This is a genomic window from Porcincola intestinalis (assembly GCF_009696445.1).
Classification (GTDB): domain Bacteria; phylum Bacillota; class Clostridia; order Lachnospirales; family Lachnospiraceae; genus Porcincola; species Porcincola intestinalis.
On the sequence record NZ_VULZ01000001.1, the window covers coordinates 128043 to 153739 of the forward strand.

At 54.0% G+C, this 25697-nt stretch carries 22 protein-coding genes and 1 other annotated feature; of the genes, 4 read left to right on the forward strand and 18 right to left on the reverse strand.

Going from position 1 to position 25697, the window contains the following annotated elements:
• Positions 1-211: 211 nt before the first annotated feature.
• From FYJ35_RS00575 to FYJ35_RS00605, 8 genes are all read right to left on the reverse strand, one after another.
• Positions 212-1894, reverse strand: coding sequence for a phospho-sugar mutase (locus FYJ35_RS00575; protein WP_154522427.1), 1683 nt, complete (start codon positions 1892-1894; stop codon positions 212-214).
• A 312-nt stretch (positions 1895-2206) separates the two neighbouring features.
• Positions 2207-3472, reverse strand: coding sequence for a TRAP transporter large permease (locus FYJ35_RS00580; protein ID WP_154521606.1), 1266 nt, complete (start codon positions 3470-3472; stop codon positions 2207-2209).
• The gene (locus FYJ35_RS00585) at positions 3472-4014 is read right to left on the reverse strand and encodes a TRAP transporter small permease (protein WP_154521609.1); all 543 of its coding nucleotides are present in this window, start codon (positions 4012-4014) and stop codon (positions 3472-3474) included. The genes FYJ35_RS00580 and FYJ35_RS00585 overlap by 1 nt, the downstream gene beginning before the upstream one ends.
• Before the next feature lie 41 nt (positions 4015-4055).
• The gene (locus FYJ35_RS00590) at positions 4056-5183 is read right to left on the reverse strand and encodes a TRAP transporter substrate-binding protein (protein ID WP_154521612.1); all 1128 of its coding nucleotides are present in this window, start codon (positions 5181-5183) and stop codon (positions 4056-4058) included.
• A 283-nt stretch (positions 5184-5466) separates the two neighbouring features.
• Positions 5467-5719, reverse strand: a binding site (T-box leader).
• A gap of 148 nt (positions 5720-5867) precedes the next feature.
• Positions 5868-6008, reverse strand: a complete 141-nt coding sequence (locus tag FYJ35_RS14345; protein WP_205839641.1) for a hypothetical protein — start codon at positions 6006-6008, stop codon at positions 5868-5870.
• 16 nt (positions 6009-6024) lie between these two features.
• Positions 6025-7152 carry a sodium ion-translocating decarboxylase subunit beta gene (locus FYJ35_RS00595; RefSeq protein WP_408634748.1) on the reverse strand — a complete coding sequence of 376 codons (1128 nt, stop codon included), beginning with the start codon at positions 7150-7152 and terminating at the stop codon, positions 6025-6027.
• A gap of 400 nt (positions 7153-7552) precedes the next feature.
• The gene (locus FYJ35_RS00600; RefSeq protein ID WP_154521617.1) at positions 7553-9559 is read right to left on the reverse strand and encodes an ABC-F family ATP-binding cassette domain-containing protein; all 2007 of its coding nucleotides are present in this window, start codon (positions 9557-9559) and stop codon (positions 7553-7555) included.
• Positions 9560-9563: 4 nt separating this feature from the next.
• Entirely contained in the window at positions 9564-10604 is a 1041-nt protein-coding gene (locus FYJ35_RS00605) for an alpha-hydroxy-acid oxidizing protein (protein WP_154521620.1), read from the reverse strand.
• A 273-nt stretch (positions 10605-10877) separates the two neighbouring features.
• Here FYJ35_RS00605 and FYJ35_RS00610 point away from each other — a divergent pair, with 273 nt between their 5' ends.
• Entirely contained in the window at positions 10878-11846 is a 969-nt protein-coding gene (locus FYJ35_RS00610) for an FKBP-type peptidyl-prolyl cis-trans isomerase (RefSeq protein WP_154521623.1), read from the forward strand.
• 112 nt (positions 11847-11958) lie between these two features.
• Here the strand turns inward: FYJ35_RS00610 and FYJ35_RS00615 are convergent, their stop codons facing one another.
• Positions 11959-13362 carry an MATE family efflux transporter gene (locus tag FYJ35_RS00615; protein WP_235906284.1) on the reverse strand — a complete coding sequence of 468 codons (1404 nt, stop codon included), beginning with the start codon at positions 13360-13362 and terminating at the stop codon, positions 11959-11961.
• Between the two features lie 250 nt (positions 13363-13612).
• On the opposite strand from FYJ35_RS00615, the gene FYJ35_RS00620 reads away from it, so the two are divergent.
• On the forward strand, positions 13613-14956 hold the full coding sequence (locus FYJ35_RS00620; RefSeq protein WP_154521626.1) for an MATE family efflux transporter: 1344 nt from the start codon (positions 13613-13615) through the stop codon (positions 14954-14956).
• Between the two features lie 159 nt (positions 14957-15115).
• Entirely contained in the window at positions 15116-16600 is a 1485-nt protein-coding gene (locus FYJ35_RS00625) for a DUF1846 domain-containing protein (protein ID WP_154521629.1), read from the forward strand.
• Positions 16601-16651: 51 nt separating this feature from the next.
• Here the strand turns inward: FYJ35_RS00625 and FYJ35_RS00630 are convergent, their stop codons facing one another.
• Both FYJ35_RS00630 and hcp read right to left on the reverse strand, forming a co-directional pair.
• Positions 16652-17536 carry a PrsW family glutamic-type intramembrane protease gene (locus FYJ35_RS00630; protein WP_205839642.1) on the reverse strand — a complete coding sequence of 295 codons (885 nt, stop codon included), beginning with the start codon at positions 17534-17536 and terminating at the stop codon, positions 16652-16654.
• 196 nt (positions 17537-17732) lie between these two features.
• The gene (gene hcp / locus FYJ35_RS00635) at positions 17733-19382 is read right to left on the reverse strand and encodes a hydroxylamine reductase (RefSeq protein WP_154521635.1); all 1650 of its coding nucleotides are present in this window, start codon (positions 19380-19382) and stop codon (positions 17733-17735) included.
• Between the two features lie 160 nt (positions 19383-19542).
• On the opposite strand from hcp, the gene FYJ35_RS00640 reads away from it, so the two are divergent.
• Positions 19543-20223 carry a Crp/Fnr family transcriptional regulator gene (locus FYJ35_RS00640; RefSeq protein WP_154521638.1) on the forward strand — a complete coding sequence of 227 codons (681 nt, stop codon included), beginning with the start codon at positions 19543-19545 and terminating at the stop codon, positions 20221-20223.
• 46 nt (positions 20224-20269) lie between these two features.
• Here the strand turns inward: FYJ35_RS00640 and FYJ35_RS00645 are convergent, their stop codons facing one another.
• From FYJ35_RS00645 to FYJ35_RS00675, 7 genes are all read right to left on the reverse strand, one after another.
• Entirely contained in the window at positions 20270-20890 is a 621-nt protein-coding gene (locus FYJ35_RS00645) for an NUDIX hydrolase (RefSeq protein ID WP_154521641.1), read from the reverse strand.
• A gap of 257 nt (positions 20891-21147) precedes the next feature.
• The gene (locus tag FYJ35_RS00650) at positions 21148-22080 is read right to left on the reverse strand and encodes a hypothetical protein (protein ID WP_154521644.1); all 933 of its coding nucleotides are present in this window, start codon (positions 22078-22080) and stop codon (positions 21148-21150) included.
• Positions 22068-22817 (reverse strand): flavodoxin family protein, encoded by a 750-nt coding sequence (locus tag FYJ35_RS00655; protein ID WP_331469083.1) that lies wholly within the window; start codon positions 22815-22817, stop codon positions 22068-22070. Before FYJ35_RS00655 ends, FYJ35_RS00650 begins: the two co-directional genes overlap by 13 nt.
• Before the next feature lie 119 nt (positions 22818-22936).
• Positions 22937-23410, reverse strand: a complete 474-nt coding sequence (locus FYJ35_RS00660; protein WP_154521647.1) for a flavin reductase — start codon at positions 23408-23410, stop codon at positions 22937-22939.
• Between the two features lie 68 nt (positions 23411-23478).
• Positions 23479-24000, reverse strand: a complete 522-nt coding sequence (locus FYJ35_RS00665; RefSeq protein ID WP_154521650.1) for a cysteine hydrolase family protein — start codon at positions 23998-24000, stop codon at positions 23479-23481.
• Positions 24001-24223: 223 nt separating this feature from the next.
• A complete protein-coding gene (locus FYJ35_RS00670; protein ID WP_154521653.1) occupies positions 24224-24976 on the reverse strand; it encodes an amino acid ABC transporter ATP-binding protein in 753 nt (250 codons plus the stop codon).
• Between the two features lie 19 nt (positions 24977-24995).
• Positions 24996-25694, reverse strand: a complete 699-nt coding sequence (locus FYJ35_RS00675; protein WP_154521656.1) for an amino acid ABC transporter permease — start codon at positions 25692-25694, stop codon at positions 24996-24998.
• Positions 25695-25697: the final 3 nt, after the last annotated feature.

Here is a 25697-nt window from a genome sequence, read left to right on the forward strand (position 1 = left end):
CAGCCTGCAGGCAGGATGCCGGCTTCTGGCCATAGAGTCAGACTATAGCTCTGAGTATAAACAAAACCCGGGGAAGGCGTAAGCCCCACCCCGGGTTGCTTATGATCTGTTTTCTGACGCATCACGCGCCAGCTTCTCTGCCTCAGCTAAAGCCATCCGCCGGCAGCTGAAAGCCGTTTCTGCACATCACATGCGCATGCTCTTTCCTGTCTCAGCGAAACAGCGGCGATACGGCTGACGCCAGCTTTTCCTTCTCCGCCTCGGCTTCTGCCAGATTCTTCCCCTTTGTCGTATAGTATGCCTTGATCTTCGGCTCTGTGCCGGACGGGCGAACCACGACAGAGGCACCGTCCGCCAGCTTGTAGATCAGAACATTGGCCTTCGGAAGCCCCGTCTCCTCCGGCTTCTCATAGTCAATCGCTTCCGTCACAGCGTCTCCCCCGAACTCCTTCGGCGGATTCTTCCTGAGTCCATCCATGATGCCGGCCATCTTGTCCATTCCGGACAGCCCCGGGAACTCGTAGCTGTCCACCTTGTTCAGATAGCGGCCATACTGGGCGTAGATTTCCTCCAGGCGCTGCTTGATCGAGCTTCCAATGCTTCTGTAGTAGGACGCCATCTCGCAGATGAGCATCGATGCGACAACAGCATCCTTATCCCTCACATAAGGTCCTGCCAGGTAGCCGTAGGATTCCTCGAATCCGAAGATAAAGCGGTCAACTTCACCGGCAGCCTCAAGCTTCGCAATCTGGTCGCCGATCCATTTGAAGCCAGTCAGGGTGTGACGGAGCTCGACACCGTAGTGCTCCGCGACAAGGTCAGCAAGCGGGGTCGAGACGATCGACTTCACTGCCACCGGTCTCTCCGGCATGGTTCCTTTCTCGATCCTTCCTGCCGCGATGTAGTCCAGCAGCAGCACTCCCATCTCATTGCCGGATACCAGCTCATAGGAGCCGTCCGGGCACTTCATGGCAATTCCGACGCGGTCTGCATCCGGGTCTGTCGCCAGCATCAGGTCAGCCCCTGTCTCCTTTGCGAGCGCAACACCCTTCTCAAGCGCCTGCAGGATCTCCGGATTCGGGTACGGGCAGGTGGTGAAGTAACCGTTCGGATACTCCTGCTCCGGCACAATCGTGATGTCCGTGATGCCGATGTCGTGAAGTACATGGGTGACCGGTACGAGCCCGGTTCCGTTCAGCGGAGAGTAGACAAGTTTCAGGCCTGCTGTCCGGCACAGACCCGGACGAACCTGTCTGGACTCGATGGCATCGTAGAATGCCTTCTTGCAGTCATCTCCGACAAACCGGATCAGCCCCTTCTCGACTCCCTCCGCAAATGACATGTACTTCGCGCCTGTGAGAACGTCGGTCTTCTGAATCTGGTCATAGACGACAGCCGCCGCGTCATCCGTCATCTGGCAGCCGTCCGGTCCATATGCCTTGTAGCCGTTGTACTGCGCCGGATTGTGGGATGCCGTGACCATGATGCCGGCGTTGCAGTGATAATACCGGGTCGCAAAGCTGAGCGCCGGAACCGGCATCAGCTCGTCATAGATGCGGACCTTTATTCCATTTGCCGCCAGAACACCCGCTGCATCCCTTGCAAATGTCCATCCCTTCAGTCTGCTGTCATAGCTGATTGCGACCGTCTGCGTACCGCCCTGCGTCTTCACCCAGTCTGCCACGCCCTGCGTCGCCTGGCGGACAACCCAGATGTTCATGCGGTTCGTCCCGGCGCCAAGCGTTCCGCGCAGGCCGGCGGTTCCGAACTTCAGCGCCACCGCAAACCGCTCTTTGATGGCTGCGTCATCGCCCTCAATATCCTGGAGTTCCTTCTTCAAGTCAAAATCGATCAGATCGGCACCAAGCCACTTCTTATATTCATCCTGATACATAGACATAGACGTATACTCCCACTCTTCCATATTCATGTCATGATATGCCCTGCCGAAGCTTCTCCGGCACTGCCTTTTGCCTGAGTTCCTCACACACTATACCATAACTACCCATCAACTGCCAGCCACCAGCTGTCGAAAAACATGCTGAAAAAAGCAGTCACCATGACGGCGTCCGCTCCCAAATTACAGGAGGGGCTATCATAGTGACTGCCTTTAAGCATTCACACTTCACATATTGTGCCGGAACGCCACCGGATGACCTGTCTGACAAGCTGTCCTGACATCCGCGCTCTGAATCGGCCGGTTCCCTCAGCCTACAATCAGCCCCGGAATGAACATCGGAACATACATAACCAGGAAGAAGGCAATGACCAGCCCCAACAGATACGGACGGATGGCCTTTCCGATCTTCATCATCGGCATCTTGGTGATACTGGACGCAACAAACAGGTTGATGGCAACCGGCGGCGTGATCATACCGATCGCAAGGCCGACCGTGAAAACAACGCCGAAGTGCACCAGATTCACCCCCATCGCCTTGACAAGCGGCAGAAAGACCGGTGTCAGCAGGATAATCGCGGAGGAAGTCTCCATGAAGATTCCGGCGACCAGAATGATAACACCGATGATGAACATGATGATGTACTTGTTCTGGGACACGGAGAGCACGCCGTTTGCGATCGTCTCTGGGATGTTCCAGTTTGCCAGCACCCAGCCAAATGCACCAGAGCAGGCGATAATGATCATGATGACGGCTGATGTCTTCGCCGACCCTTTTACAATTTCATACAGCTTCTTCGCCCCCAGATCGCGGTAAACGAAGAAACCAATGATAATTGCATAGATGACAGCGATATCCGCTGCCTCAGATGAGGTGAAGTAACCGGAGAAGATTCCGCCCAGGATAATCAGCGGCATCAGGATGCCCCAGATTGCCTTCACAAAAGTCTTCGCGATCGTCCTTCCGGAGAGCTTTGTTCCCATCGGATAATTGAGCTTCTTCGCTTCCACCAGCGCAATGACAATCAGGACAAGTCCCATCAGGATGCCTGGAACAAATCCGTTCCGGAACATTGTGCTGACCGACTGCTCCGCAATGACGGCATACAGCACCATCGGCACCGACGGTGGAATGACAACACCGATTGTCCCGGCTGAGGCGATCAACGCCGCCGACTTGTCAACGCGGTAGCCACGCTTCTCCATTTCCGGAATCAGCGTTGCGCCGACTGCTGCCGTTGTCGCGGCACCGGATCCGGAAATTGCAGCGAAGAACATCCCAGCCAGTACGGCAACAATCGTGAGTCCACCCTTGATCCAGCCTACAAGTGACTCTGCAAACTCAACGAGCACCTTCGAGACGGTGCCCTTGCTCATCAGGTCTCCCGCAAGAATAAAGAACGGGACGGCGATAAGGGAGAAGGAGTCCTGCGCAGTGAACATCCGCTGTACCACCATCAGCGGCTTTACGCCTCCTGCAAGCAGGACGGTAAGCGCTGACAGCGCGATGGAGAAGGCAACCGGCATCCCAAGAAGCAGCAGGACTGCAAATGTGATAAAAAGCAGCGTAGCCATTATTCCTGCACCTCCTTCTTTGCCTCAGTATCCGGCTGGGCAGCCTGCCTGTCTGCAGCCTCGTCTCTTCCGGTCAGCAGCCCAAGCAGCGCATCCAGCGCATGCACGAACATTGTTCCGCAGCCGATCGGAATTGCCAGGTAGACATAGCGCATCGGAACCTTCATGGCGGCGGACACCTGTCCGCCCTGTCTCTGATAATACTGGATGCCGTATACAACAATCATCGCAAACAGCACCATGCAGAGCACCTGAACCGCGATCTTCATACCCTTCTGAACCGGCTGCGGCATCGCGTTCTGAAGCACCTCGATGGAGATGTGCCCTCCATGCTTGTACACGCAGCCAGCGCCGAGCATGGAGCTCCAGATCAGGAGATACCGTGTCAGCTCCTCGCTCCAGCTCAGCGCATGGTTCGCGATGCGGCAGACAACCTGGGCGCCGGTGACTGCCACCATTGCCAGCAGCATGAAGACAATCACCGCTTCCATCGCCTTGTCCAGTACATCGCTCAGCTTGTGGACTCCCCGAACAAATCCCATTTCTGCATTCCTCCCAAGTGAAATGTTGCTGGTCTGAAATGTTACTGGACGTCCTTGATCACATCGTTGATCTTCTGAACATAGTCTGCATACTGAGAATACTGATCATACACCGGCTGAACAGCCTTCTTGAAGGACTCCATATCCGGATTCTCGTCGACTTCCATGCCGTTGTCCTTCATTGCCTGGAGCTGATCCTTCTCCTGAGCAGCAGTCCATGCTCTCTCGAACTCAGCAGCCTCCTGAGCGGAATCAAGGAAGATCTTCTGGGTATCCGCATCCAGCTCGTTGAACTTGTCAAGGCTCATCGTGATGATCGCGGAGGAATAGGAATGACGGTCAAGCGTTGCATACTTCTGGGACTCCCAGAGCTTATAGGAATTGATGACGTTGATCGGGTTCTCCTCACCGTCGACCGTTCCCTGCTGAAGAGCCGTCAGCGTATCGTTCCAGTTCATCGGAACCGCATCCGCACCAAGTGCCTTAAATGCAGCTGTGTAGACATCATTTTCCATGACACGGATCTTCAGACCCTTGACATCATCTGCCGAATGAACGGCCTTCTTGCTGTTGGTCAGGTTGCGGAAGCCTCTCTCTGCATAGGCAAGGCCCTTCAGGTTGGAACTTTCCAGCGTGTCGAGCAGCTCGCGGCCAACCTTGCCGTCAAAGACTGCATATGCCTGCGCGTTGTCCGCGAACAGGAATGGCATATCCAAAACACCCATGTCCTGGGAGAAATTGACGAACGGGCCGGAAGTGACGATGCCCATGTCCAGCGTATCCATCTGCATGGACTCCAGCATGTCTCTCTCGCCGCCGAGGTCTCCGTTCGGATGGATCTCGATTGCGTACTTCCCGTTGGTCTTGTCCTGAACAAGCTGTGCGAACTTGACAGCTGCGATCTGGAAAGAGTCATTCTCATTGACCGTCGTCCCAAGCTTCAGGACAGTTGCACCCTCCGGGATCTCCGGCTGTACATTGGAAGCATTCTTGACATCCTCAGCACTGAATCCGCCATACCCCGGGATGTTCTCGGTTCCTTCTCCTGCTCCGTCTGCCTCTGTTGCTGCCTCTGTTGAAGTCTCTGTCTCCCCTGCGTACACTGCACCGGTGAAGCTTACCGTCATCGCTGCTGCAAGCATGGCTGCCATCATTGCTGTTCTCTTCATGTTTTCCTCCTCTTGTTTGGATATCCATCCGGATTGCTGTGGTAACGGCTTCCGCTCCGCTTCAGAAATTCGCGGTCTTCCGTGTATAAGTCCCCCGCGGTGCGGCGCTGCTTCGCAGCTTCCGCTCCGCTTCAGAAATTCGCGCTCCCGCTCTGCTTCGCATCGCTCCGCGCTCATTTCTGTTGTCGTCGCCTGCGAGCAGGTGCTTTGACGTGCAAGCACGTCACGCACCTGCTCACAGCGACTGGGACTTATACACTAAAAAAAGCTTTTGCCTCTTCTGCGAAGAGACAAAAGCTTCTGCTTCTGCGGTACCACTCTTCTTCCGCATGGATATGCGGCCCTTGGCGACACATAAAAATATGTCCGGTCATGATCACGGTGACCAGCCCGTCGATGCCTACATACCGTTCGAAAACGGCTTTTCAGCACGAAGCTCAGGGATGATTTTCATAGATGTTCGTGTACTGCCTCGCATCACCCGGCAGCTCTCTGAAGCACTCGCAGGTACTACTCTTTCCCGTCAACGCTTTTTGTTGAACGGTGCTCACTATAGCGCCCGGAGAAAACCATGTCAACCTTGATTGGAAAGATACCAAATATTTTTTGTATATTCTCATTTGTCTCGAAACTTTATGGAGTTTAAGCGATATCCTGTCCTGACTGTTCTGATTTCACGGTCTCTTATTCCTGGCTTTCTTTATCCGGGTGATCCGCCGGAAACAGCTTTGTCAAAAGCTTCATGATCAGGACAAGTGCGACAGTGACCGTAAAAATTCCGAGCATTCCGAGTCCCATAACCTTCAGTGATTCAAGAAACAACATTCTCTTTCCCTCCCTCTTACAGCTTCGGCACAAGGCTGAGAATCAGCCCGCCTGCGATGACGGATGCGATCTGACCGGAAACGTTGACACCGGTCGCCTGCATGATCAGGACATTGCTCGGATCCTCCTTCAGCGCCATCTGCGTTACGACACGTCCCGACATCGGAAATGCGGAGATCCCGCAGGCGCCGATCATCGGGTTGATCTTCTTCTTTCTGAACAGGTTAATCAGCTTTGCGAACAGCACGCCGCCTGCCGTATCAAAGATGAATGCAATCAGTCCCAGCAGCAGGATGAACAGCGTCTGGACGTTCAGAAAATCTTCCGCCCGCATCTTTGAAGCAACGGTAAGCCCCAGAATCAGGGTAATCAGATTCGCCAGCGAATGCTGCGCCGTCTCAGACAGTGAATCCAGAACACCGCATTCCCGGATGAGGTTACCGAACATCAGAAAACCAATCAGAGGCGCCGACTTCGGCGCGACAATTCCCGCGACCGCCGTAATCAGAATCGGGAACAGAATCTTCGCCTTCTTCGAGACGGCCTTCGGGCTGTAATCCATATGAATCATGCGTTCCTTCTTCGTGGTCAGAAGACGGATCACCGGAGGCTGGATGATCGGAACCAGTGCCATGTAGGAATACGCCGCAACGATGATGGCGCCCACATATTTCGACTGGAAGTAGTTCGCTACAAAGATCGAGGTCGGCCCGTCCGCGGCTCCGATAATGCCGACCGAAGCTGCATCCTGAAGGCTGAAGCCGAACAGCGTTGCAAGACTCAGTGTCATGAAGATTCCGAATTGCGCGGCAGCCCCGAACAGCATCAGAACCGGACTTTCAAGGAGCGGTGTAAAGTCAATCATCGCCCCGATTCCGATGAAGAGAAGCAGCAGGAACAGTTCATTTCCAATCCCTGCGTTAAATAAAATATCGAGCGGTCCTTCCTCAATCACCCCGGCTACCTTCTGCGTGACCGCAGCAGACATCGGAAGATTGACAAGAATCGCCCCAAAGCCCATCGGAACCAAAAGTGAAGGTTCCATCTTCTTCCGGATCCCCAGATAGATCAAGACCCCGCCGATGATCCACATCACGACCTCCGGCAGTGTGATGTTTCCGACATTCGAAAACAATGCTGCAATTTCACTCATACCCTCTACCTCCACATGCATGTTTCATTGAACATTGATCATCCCGGCAGGCGTGCGTACTGCCCCGGGATACGATGCTCACCGGAGCGGATTCTATACCCACCCTCGCCGAGATGCAGTCCCGCAGACCGAATACATCCCAATCGCCTTCCGGCCACTTGCGTGAAAAAAACAAGACCTTTGCCGCACGCGCAGCTTAAAGCAAAGCGCCTGCGGCAAAAGTCTTGCTGTTGATATCCGAAAGCCGATTGCTTCCGGGATATGATCCGCTCCGGGCCAGAAAGGCCGCGATGACGAAGACGGCTGCGGGCATACCCGCCAGCTACTCCCTTTTGCCTTTTCATCTGTGCAAATAGTAGCCGGAAATTGAGACTGCGTCAAGCAGAATTCCTCATCCCCGGTTCTGGCTGTTCTGTCCGGCGATCCCCGTTTCCTCCTTACGATCATTCCGGTCATTGTCCGGCTCTTCCAGTCCTGTCTGCCCGGCCAGCCCGGAGTTCTCCATGATGTCCTGCCACTGTACCAGTTCCTTCGTCCATTCGTCCCTGGCCTTTTCCATCCTGTTTTTCAGGGCTTCCAGGGACTGAACCGCCTCATCCGGCATTCCTTCCAGATAAGTTTCCGGCGACATCTGCTGGTTTTCCGCCGCTTCAAGCGCCTCCTGATATTCCGCCGCCGCCCTGGCATAGGCTTCTTCCGCGCGCTCCCGCGCATGTTGATTGACTCCAAGCTCCCAGTCCAGCTGCAGGGAGGCGGTCGAAAGCTCCCTCGGCCGCATGGAGGTTCCCTTCGGCACCGCGCGCAGTTCCTCGATCATCCGCTGCTCTTTGGCGCTTCGGAGGGCAGCCGCATCAGCCCCGGCTTCTGAACTTTGTCTTCCCCGGTAGTGCTCATAACCGAACGGATAGTAAAGAACCTCCTGAGAATCCGGCGGAAAATACAGAAGCTCCTGTGCCACATGGCTCAGGAAATAGCGGTCATGGGATATGAACACCAGTGTCCCCTGATACTGCCGGAAGATGGATTCCAGCGTTTCCTTCGCCGGAATATCCATGTTGTTGGTCGGCTCGTCCAGAAGCAGCAGATTCGGCCTCTCTTCCAGAAGCACTGCCAGAACCAGCCTGGCCTTCTCTCCGCCTGAAAGCTCCGATACCTTCTTGCCAAAGTCTTTCTCCCGGAACAGATATCCCGCAAGCGTCTTCCGCACCTGCGCTCCTGTCAGCGCCGGATAGCGGTTATGGAAATAATCAAAGACGCGCTCATCACTTGTCAGCTCTGCAGACTTCTGATCAAAGTAACCGATCTGAGCCGTCTCACTGACAGAGAATTTTCCCTCCAGCTTTGGCAGAAGGCCTGCCAGTGTCTTTAAACAGGCACTCTTGCCGGCGCCATTCGGGCCGAAGATGCCGATCTTCTGTCCTCTCTTGAGCCGGAAGCTCACGCGGCGCACCGGGTGGTTCTTCTCATAGCCGATCACCAGCCCGTCACAGTCCAGGACATTCTTGCTTCCGCGGACCGCCGGGATGATTTCCTCTGTATGGATCCGTGCCTCATCCTCCCGGGGTTTTGGCATCCGCTCCATCCGCTCCAGCATCTTTGCCCTGGACCTGGCAAATGCCGCTTTTCTCGGTTTGTTCCGGAATCTGGAGATCAGCTCCTCCAGGCGCTGAATTTCCGCCTGCTGTGCCTCATACTGCCTCAGTTGGCGCTCATGCCTTTTCTGCTTTTCAGCCCGGTACGCTGTATAGTTTCCCACATACCGGGTCAGTTTTCCGCCTGAAACCTCCCAGACCACATCAGCGGTCCGGTCAATGAAGTACCGGTCATGGGATACCATGACCACTGCCTTCGGGTATGCCCGTACCTCGTCTTCCAGCCACTCCACCGTCTCCAGGTCCAGATGGTTGGTCGGCTCATCCAGAAGCAGAATGTCCGGACTTGTCACAAACAGCCTCAGAAGCAGGATCTTTGCCTGCTCTCCCCCGGAAAACGCCGAAAGCTTTTTCCCCCGGTCTTCCATCTGAAAGCCAAGCCGGGTGAAATGCTTGTAAAAGTCCGAAACAAAGGAAGCGTAGAGGGCTGACTGTTCCGGAATTGCCTGCATGATAGCAGCTTCCCGGACGAACACCTCCGGTGTCTTTTCCGCATCCTCCGGTGCAGCCGTCTGGGAAAAACGGCCGATCGTCACAGCCCTCGATACATGAACCTCCGCCTCCGGGTGTCCGTCTCTTGTGTCAGGCCGGCAGCTTCCGTCGAGCACCTCAAGAAGCGTAGACTTTCCGGCTCCATTTTTCCCTACTACGGCAATCTTCTCTGTTCCCCGGATACTGAAGGAAAAATCCTCCAGAACCGTATGTCCGCCCCTGCTCACAGAGGCATTGCTGATCTCAAGAAGCATCGCCTCAGAACCTTACGTACCTGCTCTGCGGCAGAAACAGGCTATCCCTCCCAATCTGGGAAAGAGAGGAGACGCCGCACATCTTCATCGTGTCCGCAAGCTCCTTCCCAAGCTTTTCCGTCAGAAGCTTCACGCCTTCTTCGGCTCCGCCGTACACTGCTGTCACATACGGCCGAGCAATGAGCACCGCATCCGCCCCAAGCGCCAGCGCCTTGAAGACATCGACGCCCGAACGGATTCCGCCGTCCACCAGCACCAGCATAGATCCCTTCACCGCATCTGCAATCTGCTCCAGCACCTCCGCAGTCGACGGCGTCTGGTCCAGCACACGGCCGCCGTGGTTGGAGACAATGATGGCTGACGCGCCAGCCGCCTTTGCATCCAGGGCTCCCTTTACCGTCATCACGCCCTTGACGATGAACGGCTTCCCTGCCATCCGGACAATCTCCCCCAGTTCCTCCACCGTCTTGCTCCCGGCCGGCGGCTGAAGTCCCTGCAGAAATGGAAGCCCGGCCGCATCGACATCCATGGCGACCGCAAACGATCCGGACTCCTTCACCAGCGCAAACTTTTCCTTCAGCGTATCGACATCCCACGGCTTCACGGTCGGGATGCCGGCTCCTCCTGTCGCGCGGATCGCGGCCGTGGCGGCCTTCATGACCTCCGCGTTCGTTCCGTCCCCTGTGAAGGCAGCGATTCCGGCTTCCCTACATGCCCTGACAAGAATGTCATTGTACCGGATATCATCCAGCTTGTCTCCATAGTGCAGATTGACCGCTCCAACCGGGCCCGCGAAGATCGGATATTTCATCCTCTTCCCGAAGAAGTCAAATCCCGTGTCCGGCTCTTTGTTCTCTGCAATCGTATTCAGATTGATGCGCACCTTCTGCCAGGCTTCATAGTTCCGGATCGCAACATCCCCGACACCCTTTGCCCCCGGTCCCGGCATCGTGTTTCCGCAAGCCTTGCCGTTGCATACCGGGCAGGCCTTGCAGTGCGGCCCGATGCAGGTTCTTGCCTGCTCAAGCAGTTCCTTGTATGTCATGACTGAACCAACCTCCTCGTACTTTTCTGTGGCTGACCGGCATCTCCGCCAGCATTTCTCCTGAGACCTCTTCTTCGATCATGCAGCCACACACTGTCTCCACTACTATACCATACAAGTCCGTTCATTCAGCCATTTTTCTGTGCTTCACAAAACATCGAATTATATCGATCAGAATTTTCCTTTTGATTTCCCCTGTTGACCGGTCCGGCATCAGTCCCCTATACTGGGAATCATGAATTGAACACGTGTGATAACAGGAGGAATGAATTTATGCGCATCGCAATACCATATGAAGAGGGAAATGTCTTTCAGCACTTCGGGAAATCGAAGCAGTTCAAGCTCTACACTGTTGAGAACGGAAAGATTGTTTCCTCTGAAGTGATCAGTGCAGGGGATACCGGTCATGAAGCACTTGCCGGACTGCTCGCGGAGCTGGATGTAAAAGCTGTCATCTGCGGCGGACTCGGGGAAGGCATGATGAATGCCCTGGCAGCTTCAGGAATTGATGTATATCCCGGCTTCTCAGGAGATGCTGACGAGGCTGCCATCTCCTTCCTTCTCGGAAAGCTTCAGCCCGGAGAAGCAAACTGCGACCATCACCATGAGAAGGCTGGCGAGTCGGATTCCGGAAGCTGCGGGAACCACGAAGAAGGATGCTGCGGCAGCAAGTCACCCGAAAGCAGCGACTCTTCCGAAGGCTGCTGCGGAGGCAGTCAGGAGGAAGGCTGCTGCGGCGGCGATGAGAACTGCGGTAGTGGCTGCGGCGGATGTGGCGGCGGCTGCGGCGGTCACATGGAAGTCATCCTGAATGGAAGGAATGCCGGAAAGACGGTTCATGTCCACTACAAGGGGACCTTCAATGACGGGACACAGTTCGACTCCTCGTACGATCGCGGCGAGCCGCTCTCCTTCGTCAGCGGGACCGGCATGATGATTCCAGGCTTTGATAAGGCTGTTGTCGATATGGAGCCTGGCGACGTCGTGGATATCCACCTGATGCCGGTGGATGCCTATGGCATGCCGAATCCGGACAATGTCATCGCGCTGAAGATCGCAGAGCTTCCCGGCTCCGAGAACCTGACTCTTGGGCAGCGCGTCTTCCTGCGGGATGACTACGGTCACTCCTTCCCGGTGCGCGTCACCGCCATGGACAGCGAGAACATCACACTTGATGCCAACCACGAGATGGCAGGCAAGGAGCTGAACTTCCACATCGAACTGATTTCCGTTGAAGATTGAAGATGAAAAAAGGGCGCCCGCAGCAATCACGCTTCGGGCGCCCTTTAAAGCTCCGATCGAATAACAAAAAAGACAGCCTGGGAGATACCCTTGACCCATTTTGCCTGGGACTTCAGTCTCTTGTGAGGTTTTTCAGCCACTTGTACTTTCTGAAGTGGATCATCACCCACGGGATCTTCCCGACCTCGTCCACACAGGTGCAGCTGTAAACCACCAGAACCGGCCAGTGGAAGACAAACGCTCCTAAAAGCGCAGCCGGAATGGCGATGCACCACATCATCACGATCAGAGAATATGTGTCAAAGATTGCGTCTCCTCCCGTGTAAAATACCCCGTTGATGGTCACGGTGTTGACGCAGCGCCCGATCATGTAGACGGCCTGGATCACCATCATTCCTGTCAGGTAGGACTTCGCTTCCGGCGTCATCTTCATCAGATGGACGACAGCCGGTGTCAGTGCAAGAAGAACCACCATAGACAGAATTCCGATCACAAAGGACAGATCGCGAAGCCTTCTTCCGTCTGTCCGCGCTGTCTCTATCTCTCCTGCGCCCAGCTCAATGCCCAGGATGATCCCGCCTGCCGTCGCCACGCCATTGCACAGGGAGCAGATCAGATCCCGCACGACGGAGGCGATGGAATTTGCGGCAGCGGCATCTGATCCCATGTGCGCGACGATCGCTGTGTAGGAGGTGAAGCCGATGCCCCACAGAAGTGCAGAGCCCAGGACAGGTGCCGCGATCTTCAGCGAATCGATCACCAGCTCCTTCCGGTAGTACAGGAGTCTTTCCAGATTGGGCCGGATATAATCCTTTCGCATCGAGACCAGAACGCACCATGCCAGCTCGATGACCCGTGAGATCAGTGTCGCAATAGCGGCTCCTTCCGGTCCGAGTGCCGGTGCCCCGAAGAGGCCGAAGATCAGCACTGCGTTCAGGATGATATTTGACATCACCGATGCCAAGGAGATCCACATGCTCATCCGCGCATGACCCGGAATCTTCATCACCGTATGATAGCACTGGGAGAAGCCCACCAGCAGATACGACCAGCCGGCAATTCGAAGATACCGGCAGCCAATGTCGATCAGAACAGGGTCATTTGTGAAAAACAGCATCAGCGGGCGGGGAGAAAAACAGCAGAGTGCCCAGAACATCACATCAATGACCGTCATCGACCGGAGCATCATGTTGAAGATGTCACCAACCGTCTGCTCATCCTTCTTCCCGTAGTACTGGGAGGCCAGAACAGACCCCGTGGAGGTATCCGCCATGATGAACATCGTCATAATGAACTGCACCTGCGTTGCGAGCGACACGGCTGCCATCGAATTCTGATCCAGCCGCCCAAGCATGAACGCGTCCGCCGCGGAGACCGATGCCAGAAGGAGGCTCTGAAGGGCAATCGGAATCGTAAGGGTTGTCAGTTTCCGGAGGAACGCTCTGTCCCCTCTTAATGATGAAATACGCATAAAATCAAACCATCTCAGTATCAGAACAGGGCGTCCACCCTGCATTGTTCAGCTTCCCGGTGATTGTACCATACAAGTCCCGATCTGTCCCACCTGGGATCTTATCTTTCCAGGTGGAAGTTTCCAAACGACCTGGTCTGCTTTTCCTGAGGACAAGTTCCAAGATCTGCTGCACGGGCTGCGCACTGGCTTGACAGAATTTCGTTTCTTTCTATAGTGGAAAACGTTATGTTGTTTTGACTCAGTGCTTTTCATGCTGCCCACAGCAGCTGAATTCACACCGGAGGAACGCACTATGGTTCACAACTTTACAAAAGGCAGACTGGTCATGCCTATGATCCAGTTTACGATCCCTTTTATCCTGGCCAACTACCTGCAGCTAACCTATAATGCCGTGGACAGTATCATCGTTGGCCGTTTTCTGGGGCCGGAAGCTCTCGCCGCAGTTGGGACCAGCAATCCGCTGATGACGCTTCTGATCATGCTTCTTCGCGGGACAACACTAGGGACCGGTGTCCTGATTGGCACGATGTTCGGTGCAGGCGATTACCCCCGTCTGAGAAAACAGATCTCGACAGCGCTCCTGGCCGGCGCCGTCTGCTCCCTTGTGCTCAGTCTTGCTGTATCCACCTGCGCCAGTGACATTCTGCGTCTGCTTCATGTCGATCCCTCCATTCTTCCGCTGGCATCCGGCTACCTCAGAACAATCTCATACGGGCTGATCTTCACCTTTCTTTACAACTATCTCTCCTCGACGATGCAGGCGCTCGGCGACGGAAAAACACCCCTCATCTTTCTGGCAATCAGTGCCCTGACGAACATCGGCGGCGATCTTCTTCTAATTGTCGTGTTCCATCTGGGTGTAAATGGAGCTGCCGCAGCGACCGTTCTGAGCGAGGCCTTTTCCTGCCTGCTATGTATGCTGTATATCAGAAGCCATGTCCCTGTTCTGAACCTCGGAAAAGCATGGTTCGTCTTTGATATTTCCGTCCTCCGGAGAACGCTCCAGTACGGTTCTGTCTCTGCCATCCAGCAGGCAACGGTACAGCTCGGGATCCTGGGCGTCCAGGGCGCAGTGAATTCCCTCGGAGTGAGCACGACAGCCGCCTTTGCCGCTGCGAACAGGGTCGATGATTTTGCCCTCATTCCAACCCGCAGCATTGCGAACGCAATGACATCCGTGATTGCGCAGAACTGGGGTGCACGGGACAGAAAACGTATCCGAAAAGCATTTGCCGGCGGCGCCCTGACAGATATCGTGTATGGCGCCCTTGTCGGCGGCCTTCTCTTCATCGCTGCATCCCGGGCCATGTATCTTTTCACTCAGGACCAAAAGGTCGTCTCAGAAGGCGAGATATACCTTCGCCTCATCTGCCTGATGTATACGCTCCCCGCCCTGACCAATGCAATCCAGGGATTCTTCCGCGGAATCGGCGACCTGAAAATCACCCTGGCCAGCTCAATCGTCAACATGTCCATCCGCTTCATCACAACCTTTGTGCTGATTGTGAACGTACATATGGACATCGCAGCCGTCCCATATGGCTGTCTTGCAGGCTGGCTTGGTATGCTGGTATGGGAGATCCCGTTTCTCATCCGGAGATTCCGAAAAAAACAACCTGCCGGGCCCATGATCTGACCATACCCCCGGCATCACAAAAAATATATTCGACTTTCCCGCCCCGTCGTACGCTTTACAATCCCCTGCAGGTCAATTACAATCAAGTCAAAAGTTTTTCGGAATTCATGCGATGGCACACATTTTTACGGGGTTTCAAGAGATGGGAGTACGCGGGAAATGAAGATCGGATTTGACAACGAGAAGTACCTGAAGATTCAGTCTGAGCATATCCGGGAGCGGATCAGCCAGTTCGGCGGCAAACTTTACCTGGAATTCGGCGGCAAGCTGTTTGATGATTTCCACGCCTCCCGGGTTCTTCCGGGCTTTCACCCGGACTCCAAGATCACGATGCTGCGAGAGCTGAAGGATCAGGCAGAGATCATCATTGTCATCAACGCAGCTGACATCGAGAAAAACAAGGTCCGGGGAGATCTCGGCATCACCTACGACATGGACGTCCTGCGGCTGGCGGATGCCTTCACAAGCTTTGGGCTGCTTGTGAGCGGCGTTGTCCTGACTCGCTTCGACAACCAGCCGTCTGCGATTGCCTACGAGAAGAAACTCCAGCGCCTTGGCATGCGGGTCTACCGCCACTATCCGATCACCGGGTATCCGTCCGATATCCCCTATATCGTCAGCGACGAAGGCTTCGGAAAAAATGACTATATCGAGACTTCGCGTCCGCTCGTCGTCATCACCGCGCCGGGACCGGGAAGCGGCAAGATGGCGACCTGCCTGTCCCAGCTGTACCATGAGCACCAGCGCGGCATCCAGGCTGGATATGCGAAGTTTGAAACATTCCCGGTCTGGAATCTCCCGCTGAATCATCCGGTGAATCTGGCATACGAAGCTGCGACCGCTGACCTCGACGACGTCAACATGATCGACCCCTTCCATCTCGAGGCCTATGGAAAAACCTGCGTCAACTACAACCGGGATGTGGAGGTTTTCCCGGTTCTGAATGCCATCTTCGAGAAGATTCAGGGAACCTCTCCTTATCAGTCTCCCACCGACATGGGCGTCAACATGGTCGGGCTGTGCATCAGCGATGACAAGACTGTGTGCGCAGCGGCGAACCAGGAAATCATCCGCAGATATTACAGTGCGTTGTGCGACAGACGCCGCGGAAACGGAAGCGACAAACCCGTCCGGAAGATTGAGTTGCTGATGAAAAAGGCCGGTATCTCTGTATCAGACCGTCCCTGCGTGCAGGCCGCCAATCTGAAGGCGGAACAGACAGGCGCCCCGGCCGCTGCCATGCAGATGGAGGACGGAAAGATTCTGACCGGGCGAACCTCAGCCCTGCTCGGTGCCTCCTCCGCCCTGCTTCTGAACGCCCTGAAATATCTCGCCGATATCGACGACAGCATCGAGCTGCTCTCGCCGACCGTCCTGGACCCGATCATGGACATGAAGGTGAAACATCTCGGAAGCGATGGCAGCTCTCTGCTTCACCTCAACGAGATTCTCATCGCGCTTGCGATCGCCGGCGTCAGCGACCGGAATGCTGCTGCAGCGATCGGAAAGCTGGCGGAACTGAAGGGTCTGGAGGCGCACTCCTCCGTCATTCTGTCTCAGATTGACGAGGGCGTCTTCAAAAAGCTCGGCGTCAACCTCACCTGCGAGCCAAAGTACGAGACCCAGAAGCTCTATCACAAGTAAGACAATCGTAAGCCCCCATATAACCATGGGGGCTCCCTTCAACGTCTCCTGTCAGCACGCCTCATCTCCGGGCTTCTGAAAGAACAGCAGCACAGGCAGCACCACCGCGACTGTCAGAAGCCCATTGATGAGCAGTGAATTGCTCAACGGCGTATCGTACAGGAAATGATCAACCATCACCAGAAGAATCAGCCCGTATCCCTTCCTCCTGTGGTGTTTGCCGCTCCCCCGTGCAATCAGATAAAGCCCCGCCGCTGTCACGGCCGCATAAGCCCAGTGTGAGCCAAAGGAGGCGGAGACTCTGTCAAGCGCGGTCGGAAATGCCTTCTCTGTATTCTCGAACCCGCTTTCTGTAATGTAGGACAGATCCTCCTCGATCTGAAAGCCGATCCCGACGCACATGCCGATCCCCAGATAGTCCTTCAGCGATCTTCTTCCAAGCACGTATAGAAGAAGTCCGGTCGTCCCCAGCTTCAGAAGCTCCTCCAGAATACCGGTTCCTGCAGACCCGATCCACGCGTCTGAATAGAGATGCCCCATCAAATGGGACATCATATCCGCAAACGCATCATTCAGGTTTCCCGCAAGAGCCGCAGGAATAAATGCCCCGCAGAAACCGGCGATCAGAAGATCCAGCCGATGCATTTCATATTTTGAGCAGAGATATTTCATCACCAGGCAGAACGGCACGATATACGCGAGCAGAAGCGGAAAAGTACTGTACACCTCCAGGTATTGCACAACCGTTGTATGATCCTGCCCCAGAAAATCCGATTCATTGATCACGATGCCAAATGTGAACAGAAGAATCAGAATAACTTCCGCGGTCAGGCGGCGCCTCCGTCTCCTCGCTTCACTGCGGATGCCTGCTTGTTCCAGACTGCCTGTTTGTGCGTCTGTCTGTCTTTCCATGTGCATTTCCATCTGATCATCCATAAGCCATTGCTCTCCTGTCTCTTCTATTTTTTTGTGTCCCTCATCATGCACCTGTTTCCATAAAAAGTCAAACCCCCCGCCGGCCATCACCTTACAAGGTGAGAGCCAGCAGGGGTTGCTGGTGGTACTCATATGGAGTTCAGACCAGAGCAGGCGTGGCTTTCCACCCACCGCCCGGCTGCCCGATCAGCCATCTTCAGGCATTCTCTCCGAAGAACAGCTTCAGATCATCATCAACCGTTCCGATTCCGGCAATCCCGAAGTTGTCGACAAGAACCTTTGCAACGTTCGGAGACAGGAAGCCCGGAAGAGTCGGTCCAAGGTGGATATTCTTCACACCAAGGTACAGCAGTGCCAGCAGCACAATGACAGCCTTCTGCTCATACCATGCAATGTTGAACGCGATCGGAAGATCATTGATATCGTCAAGTCCGAAGATCTCCTTGAGCTTCAGGGCGATCAGCGCAAGAGAGTAGGAGTCGTTGCACTGGCCTGCGTCAAGCACACGCGGGATTCCATTGATATCGCCAAGGTTCAGCTTGTTGTACTTGTACTTTGCGCAGCCTGCAGTCAGGATGACAACATTCTTCGGCAGCTTCTTTGCAAACTCTGTATAGTACTCTCTGGACTTCATACGGCCATCGCAGCCTGCCATGACGACAAACTTACGGATTGCGCCGGACTTGACCGCATCGACGACCTTGTCCGCCAGCGCAAACACCTGCTCATGTGCGAAACCGCCGACAATGCTTCCGGTCTCGATTTCCTTCGGCGGCTGGCAGGTCTTTGCCTGCTCAATGATCGCTGAGAAATCCTTCACCTCACCATACGCACCATCGATATGGCGGCAGCCCGGATAACCTGCGGCACCTGTTGTCCAAAGCCTGTCCTTGTAGCTGTCAGCCGGCGGCACGATGCAGTTGGTTGTCATCAGGATCGGACCATTGAAGGACGCAAACTCCTCCTTCTGCTTCCACCATGCATTGCCGTAGTTGCCTGCAAAGTGCTTGTACTTCTTGAACGCCGGATAATAATGAGCCGGAAGCATCTCAGAGTGCGTGTAGACATCCACGCCTGTTCCCTCGGTCTGCTCGAGCAGTTGCTCCAGATCCTTCAGGTCATGGCCGGAAACAAGGATGCCCGGATTGCTGCGAACACCGATATCGACCGTGGTAACCTCCGGATTGCCATACGCACCTGTATTCGCAGCATCCAGGAGTGCCATGCCATCAACGCCATACTTGCCGGTCTCAAGCGTCAGTGCAACAAGATCATCCACTGTCAGGGAATCGTCCAGCGTCTTTGCGAGCGCCTTCTGAATGAACGCATCAATCTCTTCGTTGTCCTGAAGAAGCGCATTCGCATGCTTTGAGTATGCAGCAAGTCCCTTCAGACCATAGGTGATCAGCTCTCTCAGGCTGCGGATGTCTTCGTTCTCTGTAGCCAGGACACCGACCTTGTCAGATGCTGCCTTCTCCTCATACTCGCTTCTGCCGCCATTCCAAAGTGCTGCATCCGGAAGGCCACTGCGATCTGTGAGCTGCTGAAGGAGCTCCTCCTTCACCGCGAGCGTCTTTGCCACCCTGTCTGCAATCGCGTCCTTATCGAAATTTGCGTTGGTGATCGTCGTAAAGAGATTCACCGTAACCAGATGGTTGACATCGCCCTTTACAGCCTTGCCTTCCTCACGAAGCTTTGTCGTTACGCAGGACAGTCCCTTTGTGACATAGATCAGCAGATCCTGCATCCGCGCAACCTCGGGCTTCTTTCCGCAGACACCTGACACTGTGCATCCTGTTCCCCTTGCTGTTTCCTGACACTGGTAGCAAAACATCTTATCGCACATCTCTTTACCTCCAATACATCAACACATCACTGCGAAACATACCGCGTAATCTGTTCCCTTCACTGCGGTTTCTCAAGCCTTTCCTTTCTTGACCTGTTGACCATAGATTACTATACTTTTCATGAAATAGACGTTGTTGCGACAACATGGGAGGATAAAAATGGACGTTCAAATGCTTTCTGCAACCCCTCTGTTCCATGGCATCCGCGAAGACGAAATCCGCCAGATGCTCTCCTGCCTCGGGACACATGAAAAGGCCTATAAGAAAAACGAGCTGATTCTTCGGGCCGGAGATCCCGTTCATGAAATCGGCATGGTGGAATCCGGAAGCGCCAACATTGTCGTCAACTTCTATTGGGGAAGCAGCAACATCTTCGGTCATATCGAACAAGGCCGGATCTTTGCAGAGAATTACGCCGCCATCCCCGGCAAAGAACTGCTCTGTGATGTCGTTGCTGCGGAACCGTGCAAGATTCTTTTTCTCGACTTGAACAAGCTTCTGAATGTCTGCCAGAACGGGTGCAGCTTTCATAATCGGCTCGTTCACAACCTGGTACGGATTCTTGCCCAGAAAAGCTTGAATCTGTCCAGCCGAATGATGCACATCGCTCCGAAGTCTCTTCGCGCGCGTCTTCTCTCCTACCTGTCCGAGCAGGCACTCATCCACGGAAGCACCCACTTTGCAATCTCCTTCGACAGACAGCAGCTCGCTGATTACCTGAGCGTCGACAGAAGCGCCCTCTCCAATGAACTGAGCAAAATGCAGCGGGAAGGACTGATTTCCTATAAAAAGAATGTCTTCACGCTGAACAAGGAAGCACAGCTGGCGGATTATCTGTAAATAGCCATGAGGAGGGACTTTCTGACTTGACGAATGTGCCTGTGTGTCAGGCAAGGACGCGCTGCGCCAGCAGATAAGCCATCACATGGACGCTCTGCTGAAACTTTCCGGCCTTGATCAGGTGCTCGACCTCCTCTCCGGTCAGCAGCTCTGCCTCCAGGTCCTCTGTTTCATCCAGGCTCTGCCCGGTGATCTTCCTGCAGTCTCTGGCCAGGTAAACATGGGCATAATTATCCGCTACCGTCGCATTGGAGGGAATCGTAATCAGATGGGTCCATTTGTCCGACACGTACCCTGTCTCCTCCTCCAACTCTCTCTTCGCACAGATCAGAGCATCCTCCATCTGAGCATCCTCCATCTCGGCTTTCCTGCCATATGTCGATACTGCCTGCTCTGGATTCTCCGTTTTCCGCGGCTCAATCCCACCTGCCGGGAACTCGGTTGTGACCTCCCCGATTCCGTGCCGGAACTGGCGGACGCACAGATACTGTCCGTCCTCCGTCACCGGGACGATGACGGAGTAGCTCCTGCGGCTGTACTGATAAAATGGTTCAAACACTCTCCCGTCCGGATAGCGGTATTTCACCTTCCGGAAATCAATCCATTCGTCCTGGACAATATGTTCCACGGAAAGCGGTGTCCAGATAAAATCCTGATCCTTTTTCATTCTGACTCCCATCTGTTGATCATCTGATCAGTGCTTCACCTTTCAGTGCTCCACCCTTTAGTACTCTACCTTGTAATGTTCCCTGAAGGATCGCGCAGCAGCGGATCCCAGCTGAAATCTGAGCCGGGCCTTTGCTGAAGAATCTCAGGCCTCACTGCTGTATTCACGCCCCTCCCCGGATATGCTGGGTGTCCCTGATGCAGGGCTGCACCAGCGATCTGCGTCAGCCCCTCCCCGGACATACTGGGTGTCCTCTGTCAGAACAGATCCAGCATATTGTCGAGATAGATGTCCTCCCTGACACGAATCTGGTACTCTGGCTTTGTCAGGTAATACAGCAGGAACTCCAGTATCAGAGCACTTCCAAGTCCCCGGCCTTCAATCTTGAAATTGGAAAAGCCCATTGGCATATAGCGGTTTTGAATATCCTCTACACTGATAAAACCAGCATTCTTCATGGCCCTCGAAAACCGGTATCCCTCATCCGCTCCGGGTGACTTACAGCGGAATTCCGGCTCAATGCTGCTAAGATTTCTTCTGCTGACGGCCTCATAACACTTTTTTCTGTCCGCGCAGCCAAACCAGCAGCACTCGTTGCACAGAAACTCCACTTTATCTTTCAAACGAGGCTGAAGACTCCGGAGCCTGTCGAAGTTCTTGTTCAGACGGAAATCCGGAACAACAAATTGAAATTCATCCCGCCTGAGTTCATCCTCAAGCTGTGAAAACTGCGTCAATACTTTTGTGGTGGATGAAACATAGTAAAATCCCGGATACTGCTCCTGAAGATACTCCAAAAGCAGATCCGAATGAATTATGACCCCGCTCTGAGGACTTTGCACCTTACTGAAGACTCTGCAGAGCTGATTGCATCTGGCATCAGTCAGATGCTCCTTCCGAAGCAGCGAGTTGCTGAGCGTCAGCCTGGCTGAGATCCCATACTCCTGCGTCAGTGCAAGCGCTTCCTCCGGCGTATGCTCTCCGCCGCCGACGCGTCCGCCGCCCCAGAGACAATCTGCCGGTGCACCATAAATCGATCCGATTTCGCACCAGTCATAGAAATATTCCCTGTGCTTTTTAAATAACGGCAGAAACACCTGATACAGATCATAGAACTCAAAAAGTCCGGGAAGATGGAAATAGGCTCTGAAGCATTCTCCTGTTCTATCCGGCTCTCTCAGCTCTTCCATGGTCTTGCGCTTCCCAGCCACCCCTTCTGTATCCAGTAGCTTTTATCCACCTCCGAGATACCTTTCTTCTGAAGCAGACGTACAAAACAGAAGTAGAGCTTCGTTTTCAGGGACGGTTTGACATGTCCCCTCCGGCTCCGAATCTTCTCCGCGATCCGGGTGGTCCTCTGATCGATTGCCTGTTTGCGTTTCCCGGAGACGCCCGCCCAGTTGTGTGCAAACACATGCATACCCAGCCGGTAGGTCTTCCCCACACCCCAGAAGAACAGACTGTCCGCCATGTCTCTGCAGGCTGATTTTTCCCCGGCGGCAGCCGAGGTGCTGATACTGACAGCCTGCTTCCCAAACATTGACTCCACCGGCCTGTGAATCAGCCAGCGGTACCCATAGTGATCCAGAAACGTTTTCATCGCACCTGTCACATGGTAGACATATACCGGGCTGGCCAGAATGATCACATCAGCAGCATCCATGGCTTCCGTGATTGGTCTGAGCCTTTCATAATGCGGACATCGCTTTTCATCTTTCAGAATACACTGCATACAGCCAACGCAGTAATCATGAAAATCCCTTGGGAGAAAGAACTCCGTCACGTCTCCCCCGATCTTGTCTGCGAGCTGTCTGGCGATATGGCAGGTCGTCCCTGTATGACTCTGCCCGTTGATAATAACAATCTTCATGGTTCTTTCCAGCTTGTCCTGGCTTCTGTCCTCGGTCCGTTCGCTGGCACCTGCCATTTCTTCTTTCTGATTCCTCCTGGCTTTGTTATCTTGAAGCTCAGGTCAGGCAGATCCAGAATAACTTTCTCCGGAACCGTTCCATCCAGCAAGATGGCGGTCCAGAAGTTCTTCGACTATTACCGAAGAATCTCCACGACTTCCCCGATAAACATGTCATGGTCTGACTGCCCTTCATAGAACTTCTCCGCAATGTCCTTCGGCATGCTGGCCGTATCCAGCTTCTGCCTGAACAGTTTCCTGCAGACAAGCGTCACCTCTGCCTCTTCAAATGTCATGGTCTTACCAGCCTGCTTCGGCGTCAGTCCGGACGCATGCATCTTGTCCATGTCCCGACCGGATTTTGATCCCAGAACACCCAGCGTCCTCCTGCAGGACTCCGGGTAGAAGCTGACCGTGAAATAGTCTTCCCTGTCCATGAATTCATGCGTATAACGGGATTCCCGTACATAGACGGTGGCAACAGGCTTGCCCCAGAGTGTACCGAGTCCGCCCCAGCTGATCGTCATGGTATTAAACTTTTCCTTTCCTCCCGCTGTCAGCAGCGCCCACTTTTTGTCAAACTGTGCAAATATATCTGTATCAAACTGCATGATTCATTCCTTTCTATAACCTGTTTCCCGTCACCCGGCTACTGAAGCTGCGCCTCGGAGAATCCGTCTCAGATTCCCTGAATCTGGCAGGAACGCATCGTCTCGAGCGCTGCCTCATGCTTCTGAGGTGTCACCCCCGCGCAGCAGGAAGCATCCACGGAAATCTTCATCTCCGGAAGCACTGCCTTCAGAAGCAATGCATTGGAAACAACGCAGATATCCGTGCAGAGTCCGACCAGCTCAACCTCCAGTTTCTCCTGAGCTGCCATCTTTCTCACAGCCTCTGCCAGCTCAACCGATCCAAAGGTTGGTTTGTCGAAAATATGTCCTTCCGGAATCAGCGGGGCCACCTCTTTGCATAATTGCCAGCCTTCTGTTCCTTTGATGCAGTGTCTGACCGGAAGATGTTCCCCCTCCTGCGTATCCAGATAATTCTCCGGGTGAGTATCCCTTGTCGCGTAAACATCATCCGCCGGATAGGACTTGATCTTGCGGACAACAGCGGGGACAATCGCCACCGCTTCCTTCGTTCCAAGTGCACCATCTATAAAATCATTCTGCATATCAATGACGATCAGAATCCTTCTCATTTCAACCTCCTCTGTCTCAGGAATTATACCTGTCACCTGACAGCTTTTGTCTATTATATCCGATTCCGACGATTCCGGACAGATAAACAGCATGAGATGATGAGCGGCCATTCTCACAAAAAGCGGCGGAGAATCTTCCCCACCGCAGATGTATTCAGGCTTTTCAGACTACCCGCATGGCATGAAATCTGTGATCCATGCCTGAAGTAATTAAATGATATCATCAGATATTGTAAGTGTAATCTCGCATCGTTCTCCGCAGGAACTGAAGTGTTCTCTCCTGTTTGGGTGCGGAAAAAAACTGTTTCGCCGGAGCTTCCTCCACGACAACACCTTTATCCATAAACACGACCTTATCTGCTACTTCCTGTGCAAACTGCATCTCATGAGTGACAACGACCATCGTCATCCCATCCTCGGCAAGCTTCTTCATCACATCCAGAACTTCTCCTGTCAGTTCCGGGTCAAGAGCGCTCGTCGGTTCATCAAACAGCACAACGACCGGATTGGTTGCAATAGCCCTCGCGATTGCAACCCGCTGCTGCTGTCCGCCAGAGAGCTGCGCCGGATAATAATCCGCCCGATTTAACATTCCAACTCGGGAAAGCATTTCCCTTGCGATCTTCTCCGCCTCACTCTTGGGAACCTTACGGGCAATCGACAGTCCACTCATCACATTTCCAAGCGCGGTTCGATTCGCAAACAGGTTGAAAGACTGGAAGACGAATCCTATGTGCATACGGAGCTGATGTATCTCTCTTCGTCCAATCTTCTCCATCTCATAATGACTTCCGTCAAAAATCATTTCCCCGGAATCCGCTTTCTCCAGAAAGCTTGTACAGCGGAGCATCGTCGTCTTTCCCGATCCGGAAGATCCAAGGACTGCCACGACCTCCCCTCGGTCCACCTTGATGTCAATGCCCTTCAGAACCTGGTTGGACCCAAAGGATTTGTATAGATTTTTTACTTCCAGCATCCTTCTTCCATCCCTTCCATCAGTCTGCTGCCGTAGCGCCGACCATTTTCTCCTCCGGGGTCTTCCACACCAGCTTCTTCTCCAGCCACCCCTGAAGAGCTGTCAGAACGGTGCAGAAAATCAGGTAGATCACCGCCGCCTCACAGTACAGTGCGAAGGGTTCAAACGTCCGGGCTGCAATCTGCTGTGCCGCTGTAAACAGTTCTATAACCGTAATGCTCGAAGCAAGTGACGTATCCTTTACAAGCCCAATCAGAGAATTGAACAACGGTGGAAAAGCAATGGGGAACGCCTGCGGCAGTACCACATGAATCATAATCTGAGGGTACGTCATTCCGACCAAAGCTGCTGCCTCGCTCTGTCCTGCCGGAACAGCCTGGATTGAAGATCTCAGAACCTCCGCGTTATAGGCACCAAGGTTCATTCCAAATGCAATCACTGCTGCCGGGAACGCGTCCAGCATCACTCCCAGCCCCGGCAGTCCGAAGAAAATGATAAACAGCTGCACAAGAAGGGGTGTCCCGCGAAAGATCCAGATGTAAATCTTGGCGATCTGGTTCAAAACCGGGACCTTCGCAACCTGTATCAATGCCAGTGCCAGGGCAATGACAAATCCCACGGCAAAGGATGCCAAAGTCAATGGGATTGTCATACGAAGGCCCGGGATCAGGATTTTCGGAAAAGAATCAATCAGAATCTTGATCAAGCGATCACTCATACC

Bases quoted from the DNA above. Each gene is read 5' to 3' on its own strand.
- FYJ35_RS00575 (WP_154522427.1), bottom strand. From the start codon at position 1,894: ATGTATCAGGATGAATATAAGAAGTGGCTTGGTGCCGATCTGATCGAT.
- FYJ35_RS00580 (WP_154521606.1), bottom strand. From the start codon at position 3,472: ATGGCTACGCTGCTTTTTATCACATTTGCAGTCCTGCTGCTTCTTGGG.
- FYJ35_RS00585 (WP_154521609.1), bottom strand. From the start codon at position 4,014: ATGGGATTTGTTCGGGGAGTCCACAAGCTGAGCGATGTACTGGACAAG.
- FYJ35_RS00590 (WP_154521612.1), bottom strand. From the start codon at position 5,183: ATGAAGAGAACAGCAATGATGGCAGCCATGCTTGCAGCAGCGATGACG.
- FYJ35_RS14345 (WP_205839641.1), bottom strand. From the start codon at position 6,008: ATGTTGTTTCTTGAATCACTGAAGGTTATGGGACTCGGAATGCTCGGA.
- FYJ35_RS00600 (WP_154521617.1), bottom strand. From the start codon at position 9,559: ATGCTTCTTGAGATCAGCAATGCCTCTGTGAGCAGGGGCGGACATACG.
- FYJ35_RS00605 (WP_154521620.1), bottom strand. From the start codon at position 10,604: ATGACATACAAGGAACTGCTTGAGCAGGCAAGAACCTGCATCGGGCCG.
- FYJ35_RS00610 (WP_154521623.1), top strand. From the start codon at position 10,878: ATGCGCATCGCAATACCATATGAAGAGGGAAATGTCTTTCAGCACTTC.
- FYJ35_RS00615 (WP_235906284.1), bottom strand. From the start codon at position 13,362: ATGCAGGGTGGACGCCCTGTTCTGATACTGAGATGGTTTGATTTTATG.
- FYJ35_RS00620 (WP_154521626.1), top strand. From the start codon at position 13,613: ATGGTTCACAACTTTACAAAAGGCAGACTGGTCATGCCTATGATCCAG.
- FYJ35_RS00625 (WP_154521629.1), top strand. From the start codon at position 15,116: ATGAAGATCGGATTTGACAACGAGAAGTACCTGAAGATTCAGTCTGAG.
- FYJ35_RS00630 (WP_205839642.1), bottom strand. From the start codon at position 17,536: ATGGATGATCAGATGGAAATGCACATGGAAAGACAGACAGACGCACAA.
- hcp (WP_154521635.1), bottom strand. From the start codon at position 19,382: ATGTGCGATAAGATGTTTTGCTACCAGTGTCAGGAAACAGCAAGGGGA.
- FYJ35_RS00640 (WP_154521638.1), top strand. From the start codon at position 19,543: ATGGACGTTCAAATGCTTTCTGCAACCCCTCTGTTCCATGGCATCCGC.
- FYJ35_RS00645 (WP_154521641.1), bottom strand. From the start codon at position 20,890: ATGAAAAAGGATCAGGATTTTATCTGGACACCGCTTTCCGTGGAACAT.
- FYJ35_RS00650 (WP_154521644.1), bottom strand. From the start codon at position 22,080: ATGGAAGAGCTGAGAGAGCCGGATAGAACAGGAGAATGCTTCAGAGCC.
- FYJ35_RS00655 (WP_331469083.1), bottom strand. From the start codon at position 22,817: ATGGCAGGTGCCAGCGAACGGACCGAGGACAGAAGCCAGGACAAGCTG.
- FYJ35_RS00660 (WP_154521647.1), bottom strand. From the start codon at position 23,410: ATGCAGTTTGATACAGATATATTTGCACAGTTTGACAAAAAGTGGGCG.
- FYJ35_RS00665 (WP_154521650.1), bottom strand. From the start codon at position 24,000: ATGAGAAGGATTCTGATCGTCATTGATATGCAGAATGATTTTATAGAT.
- FYJ35_RS00670 (WP_154521653.1), bottom strand. From the start codon at position 24,976: ATGCTGGAAGTAAAAAATCTATACAAATCCTTTGGGTCCAACCAGGTT.
- FYJ35_RS00675 (WP_154521656.1), bottom strand. From the start codon at position 25,694: ATGAGTGATCGCTTGATCAAGATTCTGATTGATTCTTTTCCGAAAATC.